The 24318-nt window shown below is 65.3% G+C and carries 22 protein-coding genes; 12 read left to right on the top strand and 10 right to left on the bottom strand.

The window, feature by feature from the left end; all coding sequences use genetic code 11:
• Positions 1-58: 58 nt before the first annotated feature.
• The 4 genes from ACP69V_RS00520 to ACP69V_RS00505 all read right to left on the bottom strand — a co-directional run bounded on the left by ACP69V_RS00520 (position 59) and on the right by ACP69V_RS00505 (position 3508).
• Positions 59-1078 (bottom strand): fumarylacetoacetate hydrolase family protein, encoded by a 1020-nt coding sequence (locus tag ACP69V_RS00520; protein ID WP_426022217.1) that lies wholly within the window; start codon positions 1076-1078, stop codon positions 59-61.
• Positions 1079-1134: 56 nt separating this feature from the next.
• Positions 1135-1401: a hypothetical protein gene (locus tag ACP69V_RS00515; RefSeq protein WP_426022216.1), complete on the bottom strand. Its 267-nt coding sequence runs from the start codon at positions 1399-1401 to the stop codon at positions 1135-1137.
• A gap of 48 nt (positions 1402-1449) precedes the next feature.
• Positions 1450-2508, bottom strand: coding sequence for an isoaspartyl peptidase/L-asparaginase family protein (locus ACP69V_RS00510; protein ID WP_426022215.1), 1059 nt, complete (start codon positions 2506-2508; stop codon positions 1450-1452).
• A 376-nt stretch (positions 2509-2884) separates the two neighbouring features.
• On the bottom strand, positions 2885-3508 hold the full coding sequence (locus ACP69V_RS00505; RefSeq protein ID WP_426022214.1) for a hypothetical protein: 624 nt from the start codon (positions 3506-3508) through the stop codon (positions 2885-2887).
• A gap of 598 nt (positions 3509-4106) precedes the next feature.
• Between ACP69V_RS00505 and ACP69V_RS00500 the strand changes: the two genes are divergently transcribed.
• Positions 4107-4553 carry a hypothetical protein gene (locus tag ACP69V_RS00500; protein ID WP_426022213.1) on the top strand — a complete coding sequence of 149 codons (447 nt, stop codon included), beginning with the start codon at positions 4107-4109 and terminating at the stop codon, positions 4551-4553.
• Between the two features lie 161 nt (positions 4554-4714).
• Positions 4715-5065 (top strand): DUF1493 family protein, encoded by a 351-nt coding sequence (locus tag ACP69V_RS00495; RefSeq protein ID WP_426022212.1) that lies wholly within the window; start codon positions 4715-4717, stop codon positions 5063-5065.
• A 56-nt stretch (positions 5066-5121) separates the two neighbouring features.
• On the opposite strand, the gene ACP69V_RS00490 is transcribed toward ACP69V_RS00495, so the two are convergent.
• From ACP69V_RS00490 to ACP69V_RS00480, 3 genes are all read right to left on the bottom strand, one after another.
• The gene (locus ACP69V_RS00490) at positions 5122-5307 is read right to left on the bottom strand and encodes a hypothetical protein (RefSeq protein WP_426022211.1); all 186 of its coding nucleotides are present in this window, start codon (positions 5305-5307) and stop codon (positions 5122-5124) included.
• Positions 5308-6420 (bottom strand): 4-hydroxyphenylpyruvate dioxygenase, encoded by a 1113-nt coding sequence (hppD, locus tag ACP69V_RS00485; RefSeq protein WP_426022210.1) that lies wholly within the window; start codon positions 6418-6420, stop codon positions 5308-5310. It abuts the gene before it with no gap.
• Between the two features lie 129 nt (positions 6421-6549).
• Positions 6550-7185 carry an exopolysaccharide biosynthesis protein gene (locus ACP69V_RS00480; RefSeq protein WP_426022209.1) on the bottom strand — a complete coding sequence of 212 codons (636 nt, stop codon included), beginning with the start codon at positions 7183-7185 and terminating at the stop codon, positions 6550-6552.
• A 305-nt stretch (positions 7186-7490) separates the two neighbouring features.
• Here ACP69V_RS00480 and ACP69V_RS00475 point away from each other — a divergent pair, with 305 nt between their 5' ends.
• The gene (locus ACP69V_RS00475; RefSeq protein WP_426022208.1) at positions 7491-8036 is read left to right on the top strand and encodes a disulfide bond formation protein B; all 546 of its coding nucleotides are present in this window, start codon (positions 7491-7493) and stop codon (positions 8034-8036) included.
• Positions 8037-8040: 4 nt separating this feature from the next.
• Positions 8041-8604 carry a demethoxyubiquinone hydroxylase family protein gene (locus ACP69V_RS00470; protein ID WP_426022207.1) on the top strand — a complete coding sequence of 188 codons (564 nt, stop codon included), beginning with the start codon at positions 8041-8043 and terminating at the stop codon, positions 8602-8604.
• A 167-nt stretch (positions 8605-8771) separates the two neighbouring features.
• Here the strand turns inward: ACP69V_RS00470 and ACP69V_RS00465 are convergent, their stop codons facing one another.
• Positions 8772-9974, bottom strand: coding sequence for an acetyl-CoA C-acyltransferase (locus ACP69V_RS00465; RefSeq protein WP_426022206.1), 1203 nt, complete (start codon positions 9972-9974; stop codon positions 8772-8774).
• 220 nt (positions 9975-10194) lie between these two features.
• Complete coding sequence (locus ACP69V_RS00460) at positions 10195-11103, bottom strand: SDR family NAD(P)-dependent oxidoreductase (protein WP_426022205.1); 909 nt, start codon at positions 11101-11103, stop codon at positions 10195-10197.
• 154 nt (positions 11104-11257) lie between these two features.
• Between ACP69V_RS00460 and ACP69V_RS00455 the strand changes: the two genes are divergently transcribed.
• The 5 genes from ACP69V_RS00455 (at position 11258) to aguB (ending at position 19597) form a co-directional block, all read left to right on the top strand.
• Entirely contained in the window at positions 11258-12412 is a 1155-nt protein-coding gene (locus tag ACP69V_RS00455) for an OmpA family protein (protein WP_426022204.1), read from the top strand.
• A 569-nt stretch (positions 12413-12981) separates the two neighbouring features.
• Entirely contained in the window at positions 12982-14070 is a 1089-nt protein-coding gene (locus ACP69V_RS00450) for a capsular biosynthesis protein (protein ID WP_426022203.1), read from the top strand.
• 169 nt (positions 14071-14239) lie between these two features.
• The gene (locus ACP69V_RS00445; RefSeq protein WP_426022202.1) at positions 14240-17569 is read left to right on the top strand and encodes a TonB-dependent receptor; all 3330 of its coding nucleotides are present in this window, start codon (positions 14240-14242) and stop codon (positions 17567-17569) included.
• 148 nt (positions 17570-17717) lie between these two features.
• Positions 17718-18737 carry an agmatine deiminase family protein gene (locus tag ACP69V_RS00440; RefSeq protein WP_426022201.1) on the top strand — a complete coding sequence of 340 codons (1020 nt, stop codon included), beginning with the start codon at positions 17718-17720 and terminating at the stop codon, positions 18735-18737.
• Positions 18734-19597, top strand: a complete 864-nt coding sequence (gene aguB, locus ACP69V_RS00435) for an N-carbamoylputrescine amidase (protein WP_426022200.1) — start codon at positions 18734-18736, stop codon at positions 19595-19597. Before ACP69V_RS00440 ends, aguB begins: the two co-directional genes overlap by 4 nt.
• Before the next feature lie 151 nt (positions 19598-19748).
• On the opposite strand, the gene ACP69V_RS00430 is transcribed toward aguB, so the two are convergent.
• Entirely contained in the window at positions 19749-20489 is a 741-nt protein-coding gene (locus tag ACP69V_RS00430; RefSeq protein ID WP_426022199.1) for an alpha/beta fold hydrolase, read from the bottom strand.
• Between the two features lie 72 nt (positions 20490-20561).
• Here ACP69V_RS00430 and ACP69V_RS00425 point away from each other — a divergent pair, with 72 nt between their 5' ends.
• From ACP69V_RS00425 to ACP69V_RS00415, 3 genes are all read left to right on the top strand, one after another.
• Positions 20562-21524 carry a glycosyltransferase family 9 protein gene (locus ACP69V_RS00425; RefSeq protein WP_426022198.1) on the top strand — a complete coding sequence of 321 codons (963 nt, stop codon included), beginning with the start codon at positions 20562-20564 and terminating at the stop codon, positions 21522-21524.
• A gap of 124 nt (positions 21525-21648) precedes the next feature.
• Complete coding sequence (gene infC, locus ACP69V_RS00420) at positions 21649-22170, top strand: translation initiation factor IF-3 (protein WP_135193774.1); 522 nt, start codon at positions 21649-21651, stop codon at positions 22168-22170.
• A 124-nt stretch (positions 22171-22294) separates the two neighbouring features.
• Positions 22295-24295: an alpha/beta hydrolase family protein gene (locus tag ACP69V_RS00415; protein ID WP_426022197.1), complete on the top strand. Its 2001-nt coding sequence runs from the start codon at positions 22295-22297 to the stop codon at positions 24293-24295.
• Positions 24296-24318 lie beyond the last annotated feature (23 nt).

The following is a 24318-nucleotide window of genomic DNA, read 5'->3' as shown; positions in this document are numbered from 1 at the left end:
CTCTCCCCAAAGACCGGATGCGGCCTCTCCCGAGGCCGACGCGATCAGCCTAATCCTGTCATGCGTCGCTGGAAAGCGGGGCGACGGTCTGTTCGATGGCGCCGAAAATGGAGTGGTGGCGGTCGTCCAGCATCTCGATCCGCACCGTGTCGCCGTGCTTGAGGAAGGGGGTCTCGGCGGCGCCGCGCAGGATGGTCTCGACCGTGCGGACCTCGGCGATGCAGCTATAGCCCAGGCCGCCTTCGCTGACCGGCTTGCCGGGGCCGCCGTCGGCGTCCTTGTTGGACACGGTGCCCGAACCGACGATGGTGCCGGCGCCCAGCGAGCGGGTCTTGGCCAGGTGGGCGATCAGGGTTCCGAAGTCGAAGGTCATGTCCACCCCGGCGTCGGCCTTGCCGAAGTCCTGGCCGTTCAGCTGGACGTTCAGGGCGCCGTGCAGCTTGCCGTCTTTCCATCGGTCGCCCAGCGCCTCGGGTGTGACCAGGACGGGCGACAAGGCGCTGGCGGGCTTGGACTGGACGAAGCCGAAACCCTTGGCCAGTTCCGCCGGGATCAGGTTGCGCAAGGATACGTCGTTGACCAGGCCGACCAGGCGAATGGCCTCAAGCGCCTGTTCCCGCGTCGCGCCCTGGGGCACGTCGCCGACGACCACGACCACCTCGGCCTCCAGGTCGCAGCCCCAGGCCTCGTCGGCCAAGGGGATGGCGTCGCGGGGGCTGAGGAAGCTGTCGGAACCGCCCTGATACATCAGCGGATCGGTCCAGAAGGTGGCGGGCATTTCGGCCCCGCGCGCGCGGCGCACAAGCTCGACGTGGTTCACATAGGCCGAGCCATCGACCCACTGATAGGCGCGGGGCAGGGGGGACGCGGCGTCCCGCTCGTGGAAGCGGCCGCGCGGGACGGCCTCGTGCTCCAGGCTTTCGGCCAGGGCCAGCAGGCGGGGACCGCAACGCTCCCAGTCGTCCAAGGCGGCCTGCAGGGTGGGGGCGATCAGGAAGGCGTCCGTGAACCAGTTCAGGTCCTGCGAGACGACGACGAGGCGGCCATCGCGGCCGTGCTTGAGCGAGGCGAGTTTCATGGACAAAGGCCTAAACCGAATTCACGGGGTTGGAAACCGAGCGATCACGCGTCGGCTCAACCGGACGGCGTCAGCAGGGCGCGGGCCTCGGCGCCGGTGCGGGCCGCCGCGTCGCGGACCTCGACCTCGACGATGACGCCGCCCTCGGGTTCGACGGCCCACAGGTAGCGGCGCTCGACCTCGACCGTGCGGCCGGACGGGGCGAAGCCTTCGTAGCTGTCGCCCCAGGGGGTGATCTTCTTCAGCTCGACGAAGGGCATGGCGCAGGCGGCGTCCAGCTCCTCCTGGGCCATCAGGGTCAGTTCATCGTCGGATGCAGGCATGGGCTCGGTCTGGAAAAAGAGAGTCTGAAACGTCTGAATAGTCTGAAATCAGTCTTCGTCGGCATAGATGGCGATGCGGGCCGGGGCGGTCGAGGAGACGGCGCCCCGATACATGCCCGAGGTGGACATGGCGAAGGCGGGGGCGCCGCCCGTGGTCATGACGATGACGCCGCCCAGGCCGCCGAGGGTTTTCGCCTCGTCGATCTCGGCCTGGGCCGCCGTGTCGACCGCCGTTGTGGCGCCGATCCGGGCGCAGATGTCGCGGGCCACTGTGGCGCGGATGAAATATTCGCCGTCTCCGGTCGCCGACACGGCGCAGCCGTCGGCGTTGGAGGCGTAGGTGCCCGCGCCGATGACCGGCACGTCGCCGACCCGGCCCCAGCGTTTGGCGGTCATGCCGCCGGTCGAGGTGGCGGCGGCGAGGCGGCCCTGGCTGTCCAGGGCCACGGCGCCGACCGTGCCGAACTTCTTCTCGTTCAGGGGCGGGGCGACTTCGGCGGCCGATTGATCGCTGGGTGCCGGCGCGCCGGCGGGGCGCTCGGGGACGGGCAGACCGGCCTCGGTCAGGGCCTTTGTCAGACCCTGCCAGCGGCGTTCGGTGAAGAACCAGGACGGCTCGACCTGTTCCAGCCCGACCGAGGCGGCGAAGGCGTCGGCGCCGGGGCCGATCAGCATGACGTGGGGCGAGCGTTCCATCACCGCCCGCGCGGCGGCGATGGGGTGGCGGGTGGTGGTCAGGCCGGCGACGGCGCCGGCGGTTAGGTCCGACCCGTTCATGACGGCGGCGTCCAGTTCGTTGCGGCCCGCCGCGTTGAAGACGGCGCCGCGCCCCGCGTTGAACAGGGGATCGTCCTCCATAATCTCGACCGCAGCCTGGACCGCGTCCAGCGCCGAGCCGCCCCGGTCCAGTACAGCCGAACCGGCGTCCAGCGCGCGTTGCAACGACGCGCGATAGGCGGCGTCCTGCTCCGGCGTCAGGCTGGACCGCTCGATCACGCCCGCGCCGCCGTGGATGGCCAGCGACCAGTGGGGCGCGGCGTCCTGGGCGTGGGCCGGGGAAAAACACAGTGCAAAGAGTGCAATCAGTCCGGAAAATGCGCCGCGCATCGTGAAACCCCTCCAGGCGCCGAAAACAGGGTGCAATCTGTGCACTTTCCTCGGAGACGCCGGTCGAGAGCAGTCTAACCCGGTACGAGGGCGTGTCAGGTCGATTGGCTGAAGAAAATTGGAAGCGTTGAAAAATCAGAGCGTTGAACGTCGGCGATATGACGGCCCGCAGCGCAAAGGGGCCCAGCGCCCGAACGTATTGGCGTGAGGCCACGCCCGATCGAGCACAGGGGAGTCTGAACGCGCAGGCCCGCATTCAGACTGACTGCTTACATCGCAAACCGACCCATGGGGGACTTTCGGGAAGCTTGAACAGTGGCAGCTTCGTGCTGATGGTTGCCGCGAAACGGCGTCGGCGTGAATGAGTTGCTAGGCCTTATTGTTCAGTAAAGGAAAACGTAGCCCAAGTCGATTCGTCGCTATCTACCGCCTCTTCGGGGTAACGGAATTCTGCTCCAGCGCCTTCGTGCCTGATGGCACCGACGCCAATCATCATGTTCCAGGTGTTGCCTGCAAATTTTGTGCGTGACACCTGTAGCTGCCTGTGTGTTCCCCTGGCGAACTTCGGCCCATTGTTGTTCTCAGGATCTTCAAGTCCAAAATATGGTACCCAGAATCCAGCATAGTCTTTGAGCTCCCATGTCGCGGACTCACCCCATCCTTCGTCGGTACGCACGCGTTCTCCCATTTGAGCGGAGAGATGGAAATGGTGGAGATGCCCAGTTTCTGCGTGCTCTATGTACAGATCCAATACCGTGTAATCTTCTGATTTGCCTTTGGCGCAAATGTAGAAGTAATCGTTATCGTGCATAAGATAGATGGAGGCCTGCGCAGGCAGCTCGATCTTTGTTGCTGCTTCCCACTCATCATTTCCGCAATTGCCGTCCAACAGTGCTGCTTTGCTGGTTGGGTTGATGGCGATGATCTCGGCAGAGTCGGCTTCAGTGGCTATGATTGATATGCCGGCGATCAGTAGCAGCGGTTTCAACAGATTATTCATGGGGCTCCTCGTGTTGTTTCGGGTTGGGTAGATCAATGTCCGCTTGACGGCGACGCATGAAAATCTGCTTTCGACGACGGTCTCAACTGATCGCTGCAACACACACAGCGAAGGTCTCCGCTGGCGTCCGATAGAGCAAGGTCTTTCTTGGCCGTTCGTTGAGCTATCGGGCGATGGCGCTGAGCAGGGCCTGGCTGTGCAGGGACAGGTCCGCTCTCCACCCCTAGCCGCAGTTCGGCGCGTCCGCTTTCTGCGCCGAATCCCACGGCTGCACACGACCATTGCGGACATTCGGGCTCATCAGCGTAACAGAACCTGAACCCAAGATCGCACTCGTCGCACGCGCGTCTAGGCGGTAATGGTCGGCCAGCGGCGTTCCGCGTCACGGCTTTCCGGGCGATTGAACCGGATCTGCAGGTGAGTTGCCCCATGAGCGCTGATTGGTTGGTGAAGCCAAAAGTCGGGATCGGGCGCCTGGAGTTCGGTCTTCCGCCGGATGAGGCGGCGGCATTGGCGGATGTCTACGGTTCGCCTGGGCCCCCTCATGAAACCTGTCGGCGCGGCCGACCTCGACGCCCTGTTTCGCGACCTGCCTGCCATGGCCGAATATGTGCCGGAGGACGACATCGCCGCCCTGCGTCAGGCGATGGGGGGACAAGAAGACGTCGATCGGCAGACTCTGGAGATGAACGAGACGCCGATCCTTCTTGAATACCGCAGTGGACGTTTGGACGGCGTCACCGTCGAGGCGCGACACATCGAGACGCAGTTCGAGAACGCGCGCATCTTCTCCATGGCGGCGAGCGAGGTGCTGCGGATTTGCCAGCGCGCCAATGGGGGACCAGGCCGTTATCGTTCCAACGAGGCGGCCTTCGACAATCTCGCGGTGTCCCTCTACGCGTTCAGCCATGTCTCGGAAGAGGGCGAAGTGCAGGCCGCGATGCGGAATGATCCGGACTTCCACGCACGTTCCCTAACCCTCCGCCGCGAGCCCTACATGCCTGCGGACGAGGTGGATCAGTTCGTCAGGGCGTCCTTCGAATAGACCGCTTCCCAGGCCGCTGCCGACATCCGGTGCGTCCGCTTTCCGGCCCAGAGGCCAACGTCCGCTTTCCGGCCCAGAGGCCAACGTCCGCTTTCGGCGCCGAATCCCAGGGCTGCGCATGACCCGTTGCAGACATTCACCCTTTGGCGTTCACTCAGGTGATGGCCGACGACATCGCTCGATCAGAAGATGCTATCCGCGCCCATGTGGTCAGCGCGCTGAAGCGCGTCACCATGAGAGAGGACGCAATCACCGAGACAACAGAACTCTATTACGATCTGGGTCTTGCCGGTGAGGATTTGGGCGATGCCATTGACGCGATCAGGGAACCGTTCGGCACGGACTTCAGCCTTATGGACTTGAGGCATTATGCGCCAAACGAGGTGGCGCATAATTTCGGACTGAACCTTATTCGAGAGTTTCGCGAATGGCGCGGTGAGCGAACCTATCGCAGTCTGACCGTTGGAAGCCTCATCACGGCGGTTCAGATCGGATCATGGAACGACCGCTAACCACCCTAGCGGACTCCGACCCAGCCTCGCTCTCAGCCACGCACGACCTCAACCCCTCACCCCCGGTGGTGCAGTCGCTTCCACACCTGGTAGCCGACGATGGGGGCGAAGCCGCAGATGAGGGCGGCGATCAGGACCATCCAGAAGCCGCCGCCCAGCCAGTATTCGCCGGCCAAAGCCCCGGCGCCGGCCGCGAGGACCGGGCCGAGCCAGGGCAACCAGGACGGCGGCCGCATCTGCATTCAGGCGTCGACCTTGATGACGCCGCGACGGATCTGGTCCAGCTCGATGGAGTCGAACAGGGCCTGGAAATTGCCGTTGCCGAAGCCCTCGTTGCCCTTCCTTTGGATGATCTCGAAGAAGATCGGGCCGAAGGTGTCCTGGGTGAAGATCTGCAGCAGCAGGCCGTCCTCGTCCGAGCCGTCGATCAGGATGCGGTTCTTGCGCATCCGCGCCACGTCCTCGCCGTGGTTGGGCAGGCGTTTGTCGATCAGTTCGAAATAGGTCTCGATGGTGTCCTGGAAGTCCACGCCGCGTTCGCGCATGGCCTCGACCGTCTCGAAGATGTTCTCGGTGGTCAGGGCGATGTGCTGGATGCCCTCGCCGTTGTAGCGACGCAGGAACTCCTCGATCTGGGAGTTGTCGTCCTGGCTCTCGTTCAGGGGGATGCGGATGGCGCGGTCGGGCGCGATCATGGCTTGCGAGAACAGGCCGGTCGCCTTGCCCTTGATGTCGAAATACTTCTGCTCTTCGAAGTTGAAGACCGAGCCGTAGAAGCCGGACCAGGTGCGCATCTCGCCGCGGCGGACGTTGTGGGTCAGGTGGTCCAGGATCTCCAGGCCCATCGAATTCTTGCGCTCGGATTCCTCCCAGCCCTCGATCTCGTCCCAGGTGTCATACAGGGAGCCGGCGTCGCCATACTGGTCGATGACGTAGAGCAGGCTGCCGCCGATGCCCTCCAGGATATAGGGATAGTCTGCGCCCAGGGCGCCGCCCGAGACGCCTTGCGCCGGCTTGGCGCCGCGTTCGACCGCGCCCTCATAGGCGGCCTTGGCGTCGGTGGTGCGGAAGGCCATGCCGTTGGCGGAGGGGCCGTGATCCTTGGCGAAGGTCGCGGCCTGGCTGTCCGGACGATCCTGGGGCTTGCGATGAACCAGGAAGCTGATGTCGCCCTGCTTCAGGCGGACCACGTCGGTCCGGGGGTTCACGTGCGTCTGGGTGAAGCCCATCAGCTCCAGGCGCGAGATCATCGCCCTGGGCTCGGGGCCGGTGAATTCGACGAATTCGAAACCGTCGACGCCGAGGGGGTTTTCCTGGTCGATCTGTTCGACCGTGGACTGGGTCATGTCGTTCATGGCGCGTCTCCCGCACAGATTTTTGAGGCGGGCTTAACCGAAAGGGGCCGCCGATTGGCGCGGAACCTAGTCACAGAAGACGACGGAGCCAAGACGAAGCCACGGGGACGTGATGACGGCAGGGCGATCTCAGCCCGGCAGCAGCCGGGTCGCCCACTCCGCGCCCATAAGCAGGCCGGTGGCGAGAATGCCCAGAAGGGTCAGCCAGGCCGTGGTGACGGCGCAACCGGCGATGACGAACAGGCCGTCGCGCTGGATCAGGCCGACCGACAGAAGCGCCAGGGCGACCGAGGGGATGGTGTTGGTCAGGGGCATGACGATGGTCAGGGTCGCCAGGATCATGAAGACGGCCGCCAGCTTCTCGCCCGGACCGTCGGCGAAGCGACGCAGGCGCGGGCGCGACAGCCGGTCGATCCAGCCCAGTTTCGACTCGGCGAAATCGGCCATGGCCTTCAGCCAGGCGCCCTTGCAGCGCAGGTTCAGGAACCAGCGCGGCAGCCACGGCTCCTCGCGCCCGACCAGCATCTGGCCCGCCAGCAGGATGACGATCAGTCCGACGATCTGCGGCACCCCGTAGAGGCCGGGGACCAGGCAGGGGATGGAGAGCAGCAGGATCAGCAGTCCATAGGCGCGCTCGTCCAGCCGGTCGCGGATCTCGTGCAGGGTCAGGCCCGCGTCGCCGCCGTCATCCGCCAGCCGTCGCAAGAGGCGGGTGACGTTGTGGCTGACGTCGTCCTGTTTTCCGGGGGAGGGTGTGGGCGTCATGCGATCCGATTAGGGGGTTGAAGCCGACGTTGCTAGGGGACGACGTCGCCTCAGGGATTTTCATGCTTCGCCAGCTTTACGGCCGCGTCTTCGATCTGGCGCGCAGGCGTCGGTGGTGACGCGGGGCGGGCGGTTCTTCCTGGACGCGTGGATCCTGAAACGCTGGGGTCCGGCCATGCTGGCGCAGGTGGAAAAGCGGTTGGCGCTGTGGAGCGTGATCGGCTGATCGCCCTGGTCGGACTGATCGTCGCCGTGAAGCTTCTGTAAGTCGACGTGAGGCCTGGGTAGGGGTAAGACTTTTCGCAATGATCGACGCCTATCGCCTCCTGACCCGTTGGTGGACCGCCTTCGCCCTGGCCGCGTCGCTGGCCATGCTGGGCGCGGCCCATGCGTTCGAGCGGTTCGGGGGGCTGGCGCCCTGCAATCTGTGCCTCAAGCAGCGCGAGGCCTATTGGGGCGCGGTCGCGGTGGCGGCGGTCGCCACGGCCTGGACCCTGATCAGCGGCAGTCGGCGGGGAACCCCGCGCATCGCCGCCTTCCTGCTGGCCGCCGTCTTCGCCACCGGGGCCGTGACGGCCATCTTCCACATGGGCGGTGAATATGGCTGGTGGGCCTTGCCCGCGACCTGTTCGTCGGTCGGCGGGTCGGTCGATATTGACAGTCTGACGGCCTTGGCCATGGGCACGGGACCGGTGGTCAAGGTCATCGGTTGCGGCGATGTGGCCTGGAGCTGGCTGGGTCTGTCGATGGCCGGATGGAACGCCCTCGTCGCCTCCGCGCTTGCGGTGTTCAGCCTGCTGGCCGCCAAACGCCCCAAGGACGCCCGCGCGCCCCGTATCGAGAAGGCCTGATCTGATGAGCGGCTCCATTCCCCTGCCCAGACCTGGACGTGGCGCCGACAAGGCGCGGATGGACGAAATCCTGCGGGTCGATCACGCCGGGGAATACGCCGCCGTCCTGATCTATCGTGCACAGAAGGCGGTGTTCGAGGGTCGCAAGGGCAGGGGCGAGATCGCCCGAGACCTGGGCGAGATGCAGGACCAGGAGGCGGTGCATCTGGCGCGCTTCGATCGGCTGCTGAACGAGCGGCAGGTGCGGCCCACAGTGATGACCCCCCTGTGGCGGATCGCGGCCTCGGCCCTGGGCGCCGGTACGGCCCTGATGGGCGAGAAGGCGGCGCATGCCTGCACCGAGGCGGTCGAGAGCGTCATCGAGAAACACTATGCCGACCAGATCGCCGAGATCGGCGAGCGTGATCCTGAGCTGGCGGCCGAGCTGAAACAGTTCCGCGACGAGGAACTGGCCCACCACGACCACGCCATCGAACACGGCAGCCGCGAGGCGCCGGCCTATCGGTTTCTGAGCGGGGTGATCAAGGTCGGGTGCAAGGCGGCGATCAAGATCAGCGAGCGGGTTTAGAGGAAACTCTCCTCCCCATGAGATGGGGAGGGGGACCGCGCGAAACGTGGTGGAGGGGCTCTTGAAGTCCCACGGGCGCCTGTGATGCGGTGCAGAACCCCTCCGTCACGGCGCTAAGAAGCGCCGCGCCACCTCCCCATCGCTCTGCGACGGGGAGGAGACTAAGGTCAGAAAATCTCGAACAGCCCGGCCGCCCCCATGCCGCCGCCGATGCACATGGTGACGACGCCGTATTTGGCGCCGCGACGCTTGCCCTCGATCAGGACGTGGCCGGTCATGCGGGCGCCGGACATGCCGTAGGGGTGGCCGATGGAGATGGCGCCGCCCGAGACGTTCAGTCGGTCCATCGGAATGCCGAGGGTTTCAGCGCAATACAGGACCTGGACGGCGAAGGCCTCGTTCAGTTCCCAGATGCCGATGTCGTCGACCGTCAGGCCGTGGCGCTTCAGAAGTTTGGGCACGGCGTAGACCGGGCCGATGCCCATTTCGTCGGGCTCGCAGCCCGCGACGGCCATGCCGCGATAGACGCCCAGCGGCTGAAGGTTGCGCTTCACCGCCTCGCCGGCCTCCATCAGCACGCAGGCCGAGGCGCCGTCCGACAGCTGCGAGGCGTTGCCGGCGGTGATGAACTCGCCCTGCTGGATCTCCTCGCCGCCGCCGAAGACGGGCTTGAGGGACTTCAGGCCTTCCAGGGTGGTTTCGGGGCGGTTGCCCTCGTCCTTGGACAGGGTCACGGCCTTGGATGAGGTTTCGCCGGTCGCCTTGTCCGTCACCAGCATGGTGGTGGTCATCGGCACGATCTCGGCGTCGAACCGGCCGGCCGCCTGGGCCGCTGCGGTGCGCTGCTGGGACTGAAGCGCATATTCGTCCTGACGGTCGCGGCTGATCCCATAGCGACGCGACACGACCTCGGCCGTTTCAAGCATCGACATATAGATGTGGGGCGACAGCTTCAGCAGCTCTTCGTCCTTCATCCGGTACAGGTTCATATTCTGGTTCTGGACCAGGGAGATCGACTCCAGCCCGCCCCCGACCGCCATCTTCTGCTGATCGACGATCACCTGTTTGGCCGCCGTGGCGATGCCCATCAGGCCTGAGGCGCACTGGCGATCCAGGCTCATGCCGGGAACGGTCGAGGGCAGGCCGGCGGCCAGGGCGATCTGGCGCGCCACATTGGTGCCGGTCGAACCCTGCTGCAGGGCCGCGCCCATGATCACGTCCTCAATCTCGGCCGGATCGACGCCGGCGCGCTGGACCGCGTGCTTGACTGCATGGGCGCCGAGTTGCTGGGCCTGGGTGTCGTTGAAGGCCCCGCGATAGGCCCGGCCGATCGGGGTGCGGGCGGTGGAGACGATGACGGCTTCGCGCATGAGCTTTCCTCCTGGGGCTATCGCCCTTCGGGCTACTTGAGCCCATTTTTGTTTGGCCTACCGCCCTTCGGGCTGCTTGAGGCCGTTTTTGTTGGCCTACCGCGCTTTGCGCTGCTTGAGGCCGGTTTCCTCTGGATAGAAGTTAGGCGCCTGCCGCCACGTCAACGCAAGCGTTGGATCGCCACGTCGGCCTCAAGTAGCGCGCAGCGCGATAGGCCCTCTAAGAAGAGTGCGCCTTCTGCGCCTTGGTCAGTTCGATCATGCCCTGGGCGGCGCCCATTTCCGGCACGATCTCGCCGGTGCGGTCCGAGATGGCGTCGAAGCGGGCGGCGACCTGTTCGGGCGCATCCTCGCCGGTGACGAAGTCGCCTTGGGTCAGGGTGACGTAAGCCCGTTCGAACCCGCCGGCGCCTGCGGCCAGGATGGCGCGGCTGGGGGCGTCGCGGCTGACCAGATACAGCAGGCCCGGCGTGACGAGGCCAGGGGAGAGGGCCTCCAGCGGAAGCGCCGCGCCCAGGTCCTCGGTCATGCGGGTGTGGGCGGTGGGGGCCAGGCAGTTGACGCGGATGTCGTTCTTGGCCCCCTCGATCGACAGGGTCTGCATCAGGCCGACCAGGGCCATCTTGGCTGCGCCATAGTTGGCCTGGCCGAAGTTCCCGTACAGGCCCGACGACGAGGTGGTCATCACGATCCGGCCGTAGTTCTGCCCCCGCATGATCTCCCACACCGCCTTGGTGCAGTTGACCGCCCCCATTAGGTGGACATCGACGACGAAGCGGAAATCCTCGATCTCCATCTTGGCGAAGCTCTTGTCGCGCAGGACCCCGGCGTTGTTCACTAGGATGTCGATCCGGCCCCATTTGGCCATGGCCTGATCGACCATGGCCTGAACCGCCGCATAGTCTGTGACGGAGGCCGCATTGGCGATGGCCTCGCCGCCGGCCGCCTCGATCTCGGCGACCACGGCCTCGGCGGCGCTGGCCGATCCGCCCGAGCCGTCGCGGGCCCCGCCCAGGTCGTTAATCACCACCTTGGCCCCGCGCGCCGCCAGCGCCAGAGCATGTTCGCGCCCCAGGCCGCCCCCGGCGCCTGTCACGATCGCCACCTGTCTGTCGAACCGCATCGTCATAATCGTTTCCTTTCGCAGGCGCCCAATGTGTTGAAACGGCGCCACAGTCGTCACAATCCTAATCCGAGAGCGGAACCGGACGCCAGCCATGCCGTTCGGCTCGGGAACGCTGTGCCAACGCGCAGCTTCGCGCAATTCACACAGTGAGGAAGCTATGAAGCTCAAACTTCTCGCCTCTGTCGCCGCAGCCGGGCTGTTCGCAGCCGGGGCCGCATCGGCAGAACCCAATGGTTGGTACGGGGCGATCGACGCCGGTTACCATATGATCGACGACATCAACGCCGAGTCGTCCACGACCGGCGCGTCGTGGAACTATGAAGTGAACGACGGCTGGGCGGCGTTCGCCCGTCTTGGCTATCGCTTCAACCCCAACTGGCGTGCGGAACTCGAAGGCGGCTACCGCTCGGGCGACGTCGGCACGGTTCGCGCCGTTTCGGGCACGCAGGGCGTCTGCAACTTCACCCCGGCGACGGGCGGTTGCTTCTCTCCTGAAGGCGACATCGAATCGATGACCCTGATGGCGAACGTCATCTATGACTTCGGCTACGAAGCCTGGGGCATCCGTCCCTTCGTCGGCCTCGGCGCTGGTGTGAACCACGTCAAGACGGACATCGCCGGCAACCTGCGCGCCAACCGCGGCGCCACCTTCACGGCTGACGACGACTCGACCAAGTTCGCCGCTCAGGCGATCGCCGGTCTGGCCTGGGCCATCGGCGACCGCGCTAATATCGACCTGACCTACCGTTACCTGACGGGCGATTCTTCGTTCGCCTCTACCACGGTCGGCACGGGCGTCGGCGCGACCTCCTTCGGCGAATGGGACGGCGACTACGATCAGTCGCACACCGTGACCCTGGGTCTGCGTTACAGCTTCGGTGCGGAAGACGCTCCGCCCCCGCCGCCTCCCCCGCCCCCGCCGCCCCCGCCGCCTCCCCCGCCCCCGCCGCCGCCTCCGCCGGTCGCTCAGACCCCGGTCGCTCGCCAGTTCGTCGTCTACTTCGACTGGGATCGCTCGGACCTGACCGCGGAAGCCCGCTCGGTGGTGACGCAAGCCGCCAACTACGCCAAGTCGGGTCGTCCGACGCGCGTCGTGATCGTCGGCTACACCGACACCTCGGGTTCGGCCGCCTATAACCTGGGTCTGTCCAACCGCCGTTCGCGCACCGTCGCGGACTCGCTGGTTGCTGCAGGCGTCAACGGCGGCGTTATCGCCCTCGACGGCAAGGGCGAAACCAACCTGGCCAAGCCGACCGCCGACGGTGTGCGTGAACCGCTCAACCGCCGCGCGACCATCGACATCAACTTCTAAGACCTGCAAGGGAGCCGGCCTGGACACCCGGGCTGGCGACCGCTGGTTCATGGAAATCGTTGATTTCAAAGCATCGAGCCGTCGTCTCCCAAAGGGGACGGCGGCTTTGATGTTAAGAAGCCTCGCTTCATTATGGGTTTGAGCAAACCGCTGGGCATCTGCCGATTTCGGTTGATCGTCTTCGGCGGCCGCGACAAAAGAGCGGTAATGACGCCCGTTCGCAAACGTCCTGATTGTGCAGAGTTCCTGGAGCCGCGATTCCCGGATTTCCGGTCGCGCCCGGTCGAGGCGGCGTAATGGTGGAGTTGCGCTCTTCCTCCCGATTACTTTCGGCCCGTCGTCGTCGTCGCTATCGTTTGCGCGCCGACTTGATCCGCCCGCAGGCGCAGTTGCGTTCGCGTGGTGCGCAGGCCGCGACATCGGCTGTGCTGTCGACGTTCCCGACATCGGTCCGCCGTAGCGACGCGGGCTTGGCGGGACGAAGCTTTTTGATCGTTTCCGCCCCGTTCGGGTCGTTTGGCGCTGCCTTGGCTTCGGTTATCGAGGCGCGTGGAGCAACGGTCAGCCGAATGATCTTCAACGCCGGCGACGCCATGAACTGGCGACGGCCGGGCGGCGTGATCTTCAAGGCCGGTCCGCAAGTCTGGGCCGACGGGCTTTCCAAGTTCGCCGAGACGTTTACCGACATCATCGTGTTCGGCGAAGCCGGCCCCTATAACAGAGCCGTCCTTGCGGCCTCCGAGGCCCTCTCTTCCCGCGTATGGGTGCTTGAAAACGGTTATTTCCGACCAGACTGGGTGACGGTCGAGCGTAACGGGGTCAACGGCTCCAGCGCCTTGCCGCGCTTTCGCGACGGCTACCCCGAGCCGGCGCCGCCGATTCCCGAACCGATCGCCGTCGGCAAGATTTTGCCGCACCATGTGGCCAACATCAGCGCCTATCATGCAGCCCAGATCATCGGCGGCGCGCTGTTCCCTCGCTATGCGGCGCCCTACGTCTTTTCTCCGTTGAAACAGTGCGTCGGTCATATCAGACGCTATGTCAGCCTGGCGTTCCGCAAGGCCGAGAACTGCGACGCCGACGTCATAAAATCGCGGGGCGACTTCTTCATCGTCTGCCTGCAGCGCGAGGGCGACGCCCAGCTTCTGCAGTATTCGCGTTATTCCGACAATCGGGCCTTCCTGACGGCTGTCATCACCAGCTTCGCCGCCAACGCCCCTTCTGACGCGCGGCTGGTCGTCAAGAACCATCCGCTGGATCCGGGTCTTGTAAACCTTCGAGCCGTGACGATGCGCCTGGCGCAAGAGCACGGGTTGGCCGGGCGGGTCGATTTCATCGACGGCGGCAATCTGGCGGCCCTGTGCCGGGCCTCGCAGGGCATGGTCGTCAACAACTCCAGCGCCGCTCTGTCGGCTCTGGGCTTCCACACGCCGGTCAAGGTGATGGGCGACGCCTTCTTCGACTTCGAAGGGTTGACCGACCAGCAGCCGATCGACGCCTTCTGGTCCGATTCACAGGCGCCCGACACCGCCCTGTTCACCCGCTTCCGCGCCCATGTGATCGCCCAGAGCCAGGTGAACGGCAACTTCCACGAACCCCACGCCATCAGGCCGACGGCGCGCGGAATCGCGGACGTGTTCGAGCGCGCCTCAGACTGAAGGGCGTGGCGCGCGGAGTGTGGCGCCAAAATCACTCCTAGATCGCTGTCATATCACTGTCGTATAACTGTCGTCCCAAGGTTCAACATGCGCCCTAGAGGGGGCTGGATTGCGACATGGCTTGAACATGTCCTCGACCATTTTCGGTCCACCAGCTGGGGATAGCTAAATGACCTTCCGGAAACTGGCTTACGGCGCTTCGGCCGTCGCCATCATGATGTCCGCCTCGACGGCCGTCTTCGCTCAAGAAACGACCGGCGCGATTTCCGGCGGCGTCTACGACGCAGCAGGCTCGCCTGTTGCGGGCGCCACCGTCAGCGTGACCCACGTGCCGACCGGCACGGTGTCGACGACGGTCACGGATTTGAACGGCCAGTTCTCGGCGCGCAACCTGCGCGTCGGCGGCCCCTTCATCGTCCGCTCGGCGTCCAGCGCCGGTGAAGCGGTCAGCCAGGTGGCTTCGATCGGCATCGGCACGGCCACGTCGGTCGAACTGGTCATCGCCGGCTCGGAAGCTAGCGGCGCATCGGATCTGGGCGACATCGTCGTGACCGGCGTCGCCGGCGGCGGCCTGCGGACCTCGCCGCGCTCCAATATCGGCCTGGCCGACATCGAGACCCTGCCGAGCGTCAGCCGCGACATCCGCGATTTCGTTCGCACCACGCCTTTCGCGACCGTCGATCCTTCGAACAACGACGCCCTGTCGATCGGTGGTCAGAGCAACAGGATGAACGCCTTCCTCGTGGACGGCATTCGTCAGGGCGACGACTTCGGCCTGGCCCCAAGCGGCTACCCGACCGTGCGCTCGCCGATCTCGGTTTCCGTTCTGGAAGCCGTCAGCGTCGATGTCGCTCCTTATGACGTCCAGTACGGATCGTTCCAGGGCGGCGTGATCAACTCGGTGACCAAGTCCGGCACCAACGAGTTCCACGGCGAGGCCTTCTACGAGAAGACCGATCAGGACATGCAGGGCGACACCTTCAGCTTCGACGACTTCCAGACGGGGACGCGCCGCAACGTCGACCTGTCGAGCTCGGAGTTCGAAGAAACGACCTGGGGCGCCACGCTTGCTGGCCCGATCATCAAGGACAAGCTGTTCTTCCTGCTGAACTACGAGAAGTTCGAAGCGACGCAACCGGTGCTGACCGGTCCCGAAGGCTCGGGCGCAGCGGTCGAAGTCGCGGGCATCACCCAGGCTCAGGTCGATCAGGTTCGTCAGATCGCCCAGGACGTCTACGGCTATGATCCGCTCGATGCGATCGCCAACGAGCTGACGACGCAGGACGAGAAATACTTCGCCAAGCTGGACTGGAACATCAACGACCGTCACCGCGCCGCCGTTTCCTACCAGCAGACCAAGGGCGGTATTCTCAGCCTGAACAACACCTCCACCAGCGGAACCTATCCCAGCGTCGGCCTGCTGTCGTCGGCCTACACGCTCGAATCGAACCTGGTGACCTACAAGGCTCAGCTGTTCTCGGACTGGACCGATCGCTTCTCGACCGAGTTTGCGTTCTCGCGCAAGGAAGTCGAGAACATCTCCTCCAACCTCGCCGGTTCGGACTTCGCCGCCTTCCAGGTCTATCTGGACAACCCGGGCGGCCCGGCGCCGCGCCGCTCGATCCGCTTCGGTCCGGAGCGTTCGCGTCACGCCAACTCCCTGACGAACGACGTCAACCAGTATCGCGCGGTCGGCACCTATCGCGCCGATGGCGGTCACAACTTCACCTTCGGCTACGAGCGTGAAGAAACCGAGATCTTCAACCTGTTCGTGCAGTTCGCGAACGCCGAGTACGAGTTCGCCTCGCTTGCCGATTACCAAGCTGGCCGCGCCTCTTCGATCGGTTATCAGAACGCCGCCTCGAACAACAAGAACGACGCCGGGGCTTCGTTCGGCTACGCGCTGAACACCCTGTTCTTCCAAGACGAATGGCAGATCACCCCGAGCCTGACCCTCAATGCCGGTCTGCGTTACGACTGGTACGAGTCCGACGACAAGCCGCTGGCCAATCCGCTGTTCGAAAGCACCTACGGCTTCGCCAGCAACAACAACATCGACGGCATTAACGTCCTGCAGCCGCGCTTCGGCTTCAACTGGCGCGCCAACGACGGCCTGACCATCTACGGTGGCTTCGGTCGCTTCCAGGGCGGTTCGCCGAACGTGTGGGTGTCCAACAACTACACCAATACGGGCAACCTGCTGGGCACCTTCCAGTGCAAGCGCGCCGGCTACGCCTCGAACTTCGCCACCGGCTTCCCGGTGTGCTCGGCAGCGGAATTGGCCGCTCTGGACAACGTGGACGGCTTCAACGTCGCCCAGGTCGCACAGGACCGCGTCACCACCAGCGCCAACCGCGGCACGGGTCTGATCAACATCATCGACCCGACCTTCGAGACGCCGTCGATCTGGAAGACGTCGCTGGGCGCCGTTCAGACATTCGATTTGAGCCGCTTCGGTGCGGGTGAAGGCTGGACGGTTCGCGCTGAATACGTCCACTCGGAAATCGACAAGGCCGTGGCCTGGGTCGATCTGAATCTGGCGCGTCAGCAGGGCGTGAACGCGCCCGACGGTCGTCCGACCTTCTTCAACGACACCGCCACGCCGTTCACACAGCCGGTGCTGATGCTGACCAACACCACTGGCGGCGAGACGGACCAGTTCGCCATCTCGCTGAGCAAGGATTGGTATGACGGCTGGGCTCGCGGCCTGGGCTTCAACTTGTCCTACACCTACCTGGACTCGACCGAGCGCAACCCGGGCACGTCTTCGGTGGCTCTGTCGAACTACCAGCAGGTCGCGGTCGTCGATCCCAACAACATCGCTCTGTCGGACTCCAACTACGAGATCGAGGACGCGTTCAAGCTGAACCTCAGCTACAGCCGCGCCTTCTTCGGCGACTACATGACCCGCATCAACCTGTTCGGTCAGCATCGCTCGGGTCTGAACTTCAGCTATGCCTACGGCACTGGCGTGAACACGCTCTTCGGCGAAATTTCTTCGCAGCAACGCGGCCTGTTCTACGTGCCCCTGGCCGACTCTTCGGGTCAGGTCACGGCTACCAGCGACCCGATCATCCGCTACGCCGCCAACTTCGACTTTGCAGCGTTCAACCAATACCTGCAGCGCACCGGGCTGAACTCCTACGCGGGCCAAATCTCGCCACGGAACGCCTTCAAGTCGCCGAACGTGACGACCTTCGACCTGCATATCGAACAGGAACTGCCGGCCTTCTTCCCCGGTGGCGCGCGTCTGTCGCTGTATGCCGACATCGAAAACATCGGCAATATGTTGAACGACGAGTGGGGCGTGATCCAGCAACTGGGCTTCCCCTACTATTCCACGGACATCACGGCGCGGAATTGCCAACGGGCGTCTGCAGCCTGCGCCGCCGGCGTAGGCAACTTCTACCAGTACGATGGCATCGCCCAGGACACTTCGTCTTCGGTGAACACCTCGTCGGTCTGGCAGGCCAAGATCGGCGTCCGCTACAAGTTCTAAGCGAACGTCATCGACAAGAAGGAAGGGCGGTCCGTTCGCGGGCCGCCCTTTTTCTTTGGGCCGCGCGCCGTTGAAGTCGGGGGCGGTTGGGGCCATATGGCGCGGCTCCGTGTTTCGCCCCGATGAGGCCGCCCTCATGACCGCTCCGATGACCGCTCCCATCCCTGCCGCCATCCCCGCAGAGTGGGCTCCGCACCGCGCCATGTGGGTGGGGTGGCCCAGCCATGCCGAATACTGGTTCGAGGCGCTGGAACAGGCGCAGGACGAGGTCGAGGGGCTGGTGCGGGCTCTGGCCGGGCCGGGGCGTGAACAGGTCAAGCTGATGGTGGGCAAGGCCGAGGTTCTGGCGGACGCCCAGGCGCGCTTCGCCGGGGTGGAGAACGTCGAGGTCGTGGCCGGCGAGTTCGGCGACATCTGGCTGCGCGACACCGGGCCGATCTTCGGCGCGGGATCGAAGACGGCGGCGGCGTTCCGGTTCAACGGCTGGGGCGGGAAATATGACATGCCGGGCGACGATCTGGTCGCCGGTCAGATCGGCGAACATTCGGGCGTGGCCCTGACGTGGAACGACTTCGTCATGGAAGGCGGGTCGCTGGATCATGACGGGGAGGGGACGGTGCTGACCACGCGCCAGTGCCTGCTGAACCCAAACCGGAACCCGGCCTGGAACCAGGACGAGGCGGTCGCGACCGCCGCGCTGGAGACCGCCATCGGGGCCAAGGCCGTGCTTTGGCTGGGCGACGGCCTGCTGAACGACCACACCGACGGCCACGTCGACAACCTGGCGCGGTTCGTGGCGCCGGGCGTGGTGGCCTGCCCGGTCGCCTGGGGTCGCAAAGACCCCAACGCCGAGGTCTATGACGCCGTGGCGCGGGATCTGTCGGGCATGACGGATGCAGCGGGCCGCAAGATCCGTGTGCTGAGGATCCCGTCGCCTGGGTTAGTGCTGGACGAGGACGAACGCCCGATCCCGGCCAGCCACATGAACTTCCTGATCGCAAACGGCGCGGTGGTGGTGCCGACCTATGGCGACGACCGGGCAGCCGACATGGCCTGCAAGGCTTTGAGGGAAGCCTTCCCTGATCGCGAGATCATCCCTCTGCCGTCCAAAGCCATCCTGACTGGCGGCGGCTCGTTCCACTGCATCTCCCAGCAGGAGCCCGCATGACCCGCAACATCACCGTCGCCGGCATCCAGACCTCGTATGGCGAGGACATGCAGGCGAACATCAAGAAGACCATCGACTTCGTGCGCGAGGCGGCGGGCAAGGGCGCGCAGGTGATCCTGCCGTCGGAACTGTTCCAGGGGCCGTATTTCTGCGTCTCTCAGGAAGAGCACTGGTTCACCCAGGCCTATGAATGGCGCGAGCATCCGTGCGTCACGGCCATGTCGCCCGTGGCGAAAGAGCTCGGCGTGGCCATTCCCGTGTCGATCTTCGAGAAGGACGGGCCGCAGTATTACAACTCGCTGGTCATGCTGGACGCCGATGGCGAGGCCCTGGGGATCTATCGCAAGAGCCATATCCCCGACGGTCCCGGCTATCAGGAGAAGTATTATTTCCGGCCGGGCGACACGGGCTTCAAGGTCTGGAACACCCGGTTCGGCAAGGTCGGGGTCGGCATCTGCTGGGACCAGTGGTTCCCGGAAGCCGCGCGGGCCATGATGCTGATGGGCGCCGACGTGCTGATGTATCCGACCGCTATCGGCACCGAGCCGCATGACGCGAGCCTGCACACGGCTCAGCCCTGGCGGCGGGCCATGCAAGGGCACGCGGTGTCCAACGCGGTTCCGGTCGTCGGCGCCAACCGGATCGGGCATGAGACGGTGACGGAGGCGGGCCAGACCTTCTACGGCCATTCCTTCATCGCCGACCAACGCGGCGATCTGGTCGAGAGCCTGGGCGCCGAGGAGGAGGGGGTGCTGGTCCACCGCTTCGACCTGGATGAGTTGGACAAATACCGCGCGGCCTGGGGCTTCTTCCGGGATCGGCGGACGGATCTGTATGGGGCGCTGACAGGTAGGGGCTGACCCGATCCTCCCCTGCGTCAGCGGGGGAGGGGGACCATGCGAAGCATGGTGGAGGGGGCGGCGCGCGCAGGGCGCCGGCCGTTCGACACCGAACACGCGTTCGCCCCCTCCACCGCTTCGCGGTCCCCCTCCCCCGTAAACGGGGGAGGATTTAGCTCCGCATCGCCTCTACCGCCTCCACCAGTCGGTCCAGATCGGTCGGCATTGAAAGCCGGTGGTCGCCGCCTTCGATCAGGTCCAGGCGCACGCCGCCGGCGGTCAGCCGCTCGATCAGCTCGATCTGATGCCGCCACGGCACCACGTCGTCGGCGCGGCCTTGCAGGACATGGACCGGCGCGGCGATATCGATCACGCCGTCCAGCAGCAGCCAGTCGCGCGCCTCCTCGAACATGCGCCGCGTCAGGACGTATTCGCCCAGCCCCTCCTCGACGATCAGGGTCTCGCCCTCGCGCAGGATGGCCTGGCGCTCGTGGTCGGCCAGGCCGGGCCACATCAGCCGTTCTGTGAAGTCCTGGGCCGGATTGATCAGGACCAGCCCCTTGATCCGTTCGGGTCGCGCCAGCGTCGCCAGCAGCGAGATCCAGCCGCCCATCGACGAGCCGACGGGGATGACCGGGCCGGACAGGCTGTCGATCAGGGCGATGGCGTCCTCGCGCCAGCGGCCGATGGTCGCCCGGCGCCAGTCGCCCGACGACTGGCCGTGGGCGAAATGGTCGTAGCGGACGTAGGACCAGCCGCGGTCGCGTGCGGCCGCCTCCAGCGCCAGGGCCTTGGTCCCCTCCATGTCCGAGCGGAAGCCGCCGATCCAGATGATGGTCGGGCCGTCGCCCTCGATGTGGCGGAAGGCGAGGGTTTCCCCGTCGGGGCGGGACAGGTGCTGGATGTCGGTCATGGCCGCCGTTCTGCCCGGACTTTCCGCCGCCGTCACCCTTGACCGCGACGCGCGATGGCGGAACACAGGCCCATGTCCGCGCCCCAAGTTCTGTTCGTCACCTCCAACCGCATCGGCGACTGCGTCATCTCTTCGGGGGTGATCCGTGAGATCGCGCGCCAGGTTCCGGGGGCGCAGATCACCGTCGCCTGCGGCCGGCCGCCCGCGCCCTTCTTCCGCCATGCGCCGGGCGTGGTGCGCACCATCGTGCTCGACAAGAAGAAGATGGCCGGTCACTGGCTCGACCTGTGGAAACAGGTCGTCGGCACGCGCTGGGACCTGGTCATCGACATCCGGGGTTCGGCGCTGAGCTATCTGGTCCCGGCGAAACGGCGTGTGGTCTATAATCGCTCGTGGGAGACCGGCCTGCGCAAGGTCGAGATGGTGTCGCGCCTGATGGGGTCGCCGACGCCGCTGGACCCCGAAATCTTCCTGGACGATCAGGCGCGGTCTGAGGCCGCCGCCGTCATCGATCCGCAGCTGGTGGGCGGCGCCGGTCCCGGCCGGATCATTGCGCTCGCCCCCATCGCGCATCAGCCGGGCAAGAGCTGGCCCGCCGACCGCTGGGGCGCCCTGGTCGAGAAGTTGAAGGCCGAACCGCGTTTCGACGGATGGCGGTTCATGCCGGTGGGCGGGCCGGGCGACCGGCCGCCGGCGACGCCTGCGCTGGAGGCCGCCGGACCGCGCGGCATCGACTTCGTCGGCAAGGGCGACATCCTGGCCTCGGCCGCCGCCATCGACCGGGCCGATCTGTTCGTCGGCAATGACTCAGGCCTGATGCACGTCTCGGCGGCGCTGGGGCGGCCGACGCTGGGTTTGTTCGGTCCGACCGAGTGGTGGCTGTATGGTCCCTGGGGTCCGAAGACGCGCACGGCGGCGTCGAACGAGACGCGCGGCCAGTTCGCGCCCATCGAGGATTTGAGCGTGGATCACGTCTTCGAGGCGGTGCTGGCGCTGCACGACGCCTATATCGGCGCCGCGCCCGTGAAGCCTTGAAAAACCGGCCTTCCGGGCGCATATTGCGGCCTTGAGGGGAACGTGGCGCACGCTGCGCCATTCCGCTTATCAAGACACACGCCTTCTCTGACCACATAAGGAAACGACGCCCATTCGCCGTCCCATGCAAGCGCCACCCGTGAAAGACGGGCCGCGTATGAACCAGGATATCCGCGCCCCTCGCGTTCTGCTCATCGACCAGAACGGCGAGAAACAGGGCGTCATGCCCACCTCTTCCGCGCTCGAAGCCGCCGAAGAAGCCGGGATGGACCTGGTCGAGATCGTCTCCACCTCCGAGCCGCCGGTGGTCAAGATCCTCGATTACGGCAAGCACCGTTTCCAGGAGCAGAAGAAGAAGGCCGAGCAGCGCAAGCGCCAGAAGGTCGTCGAGCTCAAGGAAATCAAGCTGCGCCCCAACATCGACACCCACGACTACGAGGTGAAGACCAAGGCCATGCACCGCTTCTTCGACGAGGGCGACAAGGTCAAGGTGACCCTTCGCTTCCGTGGTCGCGAGATGGCGCACCCCGAACTGGGCATGAAGCTGCTGAACAAGGTCCAGGCCGATTTCGACGAAATCGCCAAGGTCGAGTTCTCGCCCAAGATGGAAGGCCGCCAGATGATCATGATCCTGGCCCCGCGCTGATCGCGATCCATCGCTGAATACGAAACGCCCCGGTCGCAGGACCGGGGCGTTTTTCGTTGGCGCATCCGCCGCTTGCGTCCGTGCGCGTCTTCTGGTTGAGCTTTGCCTTAGGGTGGGGAAGTTCATGCTGAAGTCTGTTCTGTCGGGATTGATCCTGACCGTGTTGAGCGTCGTCGCCCTGGGCGGCGCTTTCGTTTCCGGCGCCCAAGCCCAAGCCCAGATCCAGGCGCAAAACGCTCCGCCTCCGCTGGAGGCCTATAGCGCCTCTCCAGCCGTGGAACTGATGGAGCTGTCGCCAAGCGGCGATTTGATCGCCCTGATCGCAGTCGTGGGCGAAACGCGCGCTATCGTCGTTACAAACATGGCGACGGGGGAACTCGTCTTCACCGCCACGGTCGGCGAGATCAAGGTGCGAGACCTGCGCTGGATCGGCGAGGGCAGGGTTCTGGTGATCACGTCCCAGAGCCGGAGCATTCCGACGCTGGGCGTGCCCCTTTCGGAACTCTACTTCGGTCAGATCGTCGATCTCGAAAAGAAGAAGCTGGTTCAGGTGCTGAGCAACACGCCGGATGTCCTGGCGGTGCTCTACGGCTGGCCCTCGATCCGCAGGACTCCAGAGGGAGAGGTGCTGTTCGCGCGGGGCGTCAATCTCGCCAACGGTCAGATCAATCTGCATCAGATCGACCTGAAGACCGGTCGAGGTCGTCCCGTGAAGATCATGACCCGGGAGACGACCGACTATGTGGTGGACGGCCAGGGCGAGGTCATCGCCATGGCCCGCTATGTCGAACGAAGCGGGCGTTGGACGCTGATGCTGCCGCGCGGTCGTGGTTTTTATGGAGCCTGGAGCGTCGATGCGCCGGTCGATACGCCCGCCTTCTACGGCATGGGCCGTACGCCACGCACGATAGTGATCGGCGCGGATCGTCCCGATCTGGCGCAGCAGGATCTTGATGGAGAGACGCCAGCCGTCATGTTCGAGGTGAATGTGGACACCGGCGAATGGACCCGCCTGCCTTTCGAACATCACCCCGACAACCTGATCCACCACTCGGCGACCCGGCTTCTTTTGGGCGCATCGCGCGAGGAAGAGGACGGAACCCGGTATGAGTTCCTGGAGCCGGAGGCCGCTCGGCGGTGGAGGGCCATCGCGCGCGCGTTCGTGGACAAGGCGCCGCGCCTGGTCTCCTGGAACGAGGACCAGACCATGGCCCTTGTCTTTACCGACAAGAATGAGTCCGGCCTGTACCAGCTGGTGAGCTTCGACCGTGGCGTCGCCGAAATCCTGGCCCAGTCCTACCCCGAAATTGCAGCGGAACAGGTCGGGGCCGTGCGCCAGATCCAGTACGCGGCGGAGGACGGGCTGGAGATTTCCGGCTATCTGACGCTGCCGCCCGGTGTGGATGATCCGTCGAAGCTGCCGCTGGTGGTGTTGGCTCATGGGGGGCCGGCCTCACGCGATGTGATGGGGTTCGATTGGTGGGCCCAGGCTCTGGCGTCCCGCGGCTATGCGGTGCTTCAGGCCAATTTCCGGGGTTCGACGGGCTACAGCCGCGCCTTCCTTGAAGCGGGATACGGCGAGTGGGGCCGCAAGATGCAGACGGACCTGTCCGACGGCGTGCGCTGGCTGACCGAGCAGGGCATCGTAGATCCCGACCGGGTCTGCGTCGTCGGGGCCAGCTACGGCGGTTATGCCGCCATGGCGGGACTGACGCTGGACAAGGGCGTCTATCGCTGCGGCGTGGCGGTGTCCGGCGTCTCCGACCTGCGCCGCATGGTGAACTGGGAGGCGCGGCAGGAGGGCGGGCGCAACAATCAGACAGTCCGTTACTGGAACCGCTTCATGGGGGCGGCTCGCTTCAACGATCGGGCGCTGGACGCGCTGTCGCCCGCACATCTGGCCACAACGGTCGAGGCGCCGTTGTTGTTGATCCACGGCCGCGACGACACGGTGGTCCCCATCGAACAAAGCCGCGTCATGGCCGAGGCGATGCGCCGGGCCGGAAAGCCGGTCGAACTGATCGAGCTTGCGGGCGAGGATCACTGGCTGTCGCGCGCTGACACCCGCCAGCAGATGCTGCGCGAGACCGTGCGGTTTTTGGAGGCGAACAATCCGCCTCGCTAGCGACGATGCGTCGCGCTAAGCGT

The sequence above is a fragment of the Brevundimonas sp. PWP3-1b1 genome, from assembly GCF_049896065.1.
GTDB classification, from domain to species: domain Bacteria; phylum Pseudomonadota; class Alphaproteobacteria; order Caulobacterales; family Caulobacteraceae; genus Brevundimonas; species Brevundimonas intermedia_B.
This window is presented reverse-complemented; position numbering and strand designations above follow the sequence as displayed.

Excerpts from the sequence above, each read along its gene's own strand:
- infC (WP_135193774.1), top strand. The coding sequence starts at position 21,649 with ATGCAAGCGCCACCCGTGAAAGACGGGCCGCGTATGAACCAGGATATC.
- ACP69V_RS00445 (WP_426022202.1), top strand. The coding sequence starts at position 14,240 with ATGACCTTCCGGAAACTGGCTTACGGCGCTTCGGCCGTCGCCATCATG.
- ACP69V_RS00425 (WP_426022198.1), top strand. The coding sequence starts at position 20,562 with ATGTCCGCGCCCCAAGTTCTGTTCGTCACCTCCAACCGCATCGGCGAC.
- ACP69V_RS00520 (WP_426022217.1), bottom strand. The coding sequence starts at position 1,078 with ATGAAACTCGCCTCGCTCAAGCACGGCCGCGATGGCCGCCTCGTCGTC.
- ACP69V_RS00470 (WP_426022207.1), top strand. The coding sequence starts at position 8,041 with ATGAGCGGCTCCATTCCCCTGCCCAGACCTGGACGTGGCGCCGACAAG.
- ACP69V_RS00515 (WP_426022216.1), bottom strand. The coding sequence starts at position 1,401 with ATGCCTGCATCCGACGATGAACTGACCCTGATGGCCCAGGAGGAGCTG.
- ACP69V_RS00450 (WP_426022203.1), top strand. The coding sequence starts at position 12,982 with ATGATCTTCAACGCCGGCGACGCCATGAACTGGCGACGGCCGGGCGGC.
- ACP69V_RS00495 (WP_426022212.1), top strand. The coding sequence starts at position 4,715 with ATGGCCGACGACATCGCTCGATCAGAAGATGCTATCCGCGCCCATGTG.
- ACP69V_RS00460 (WP_426022205.1), bottom strand. The coding sequence starts at position 11,103 with ATGACGATGCGGTTCGACAGACAGGTGGCGATCGTGACAGGCGCCGGG.
- ACP69V_RS00510 (WP_426022215.1), bottom strand. The coding sequence starts at position 2,508 with ATGCGCGGCGCATTTTCCGGACTGATTGCACTCTTTGCACTGTGTTTT.
- aguB (WP_426022200.1), top strand. The coding sequence starts at position 18,734 with ATGACCCGCAACATCACCGTCGCCGGCATCCAGACCTCGTATGGCGAG.
- ACP69V_RS00475 (WP_426022208.1), top strand. The coding sequence starts at position 7,491 with ATGATCGACGCCTATCGCCTCCTGACCCGTTGGTGGACCGCCTTCGCC.
- ACP69V_RS00415 (WP_426022197.1), top strand. The coding sequence starts at position 22,295 with ATGCTGAAGTCTGTTCTGTCGGGATTGATCCTGACCGTGTTGAGCGTC.
- ACP69V_RS00430 (WP_426022199.1), bottom strand. The coding sequence starts at position 20,489 with ATGACCGACATCCAGCACCTGTCCCGCCCCGACGGGGAAACCCTCGCC.
- ACP69V_RS00440 (WP_426022201.1), top strand. The coding sequence starts at position 17,718 with ATGACCGCTCCCATCCCTGCCGCCATCCCCGCAGAGTGGGCTCCGCAC.
- ACP69V_RS00480 (WP_426022209.1), bottom strand. The coding sequence starts at position 7,185 with ATGACGCCCACACCCTCCCCCGGAAAACAGGACGACGTCAGCCACAAC.
- ACP69V_RS00500 (WP_426022213.1), top strand. The coding sequence starts at position 4,107 with ATGGCCGAATATGTGCCGGAGGACGACATCGCCGCCCTGCGTCAGGCG.
- ACP69V_RS00505 (WP_426022214.1), bottom strand. The coding sequence starts at position 3,508 with ATGAATAATCTGTTGAAACCGCTGCTACTGATCGCCGGCATATCAATC.
- hppD (WP_426022210.1), bottom strand. The coding sequence starts at position 6,420 with ATGAACGACATGACCCAGTCCACGGTCGAACAGATCGACCAGGAAAAC.
- ACP69V_RS00465 (WP_426022206.1), bottom strand. The coding sequence starts at position 9,974 with ATGCGCGAAGCCGTCATCGTCTCCACCGCCCGCACCCCGATCGGCCGG.
- ACP69V_RS00490 (WP_426022211.1), bottom strand. The coding sequence starts at position 5,307 with ATGCAGATGCGGCCGCCGTCCTGGTTGCCCTGGCTCGGCCCGGTCCTC.
- ACP69V_RS00455 (WP_426022204.1), top strand. The coding sequence starts at position 11,258 with ATGAAGCTCAAACTTCTCGCCTCTGTCGCCGCAGCCGGGCTGTTCGCA.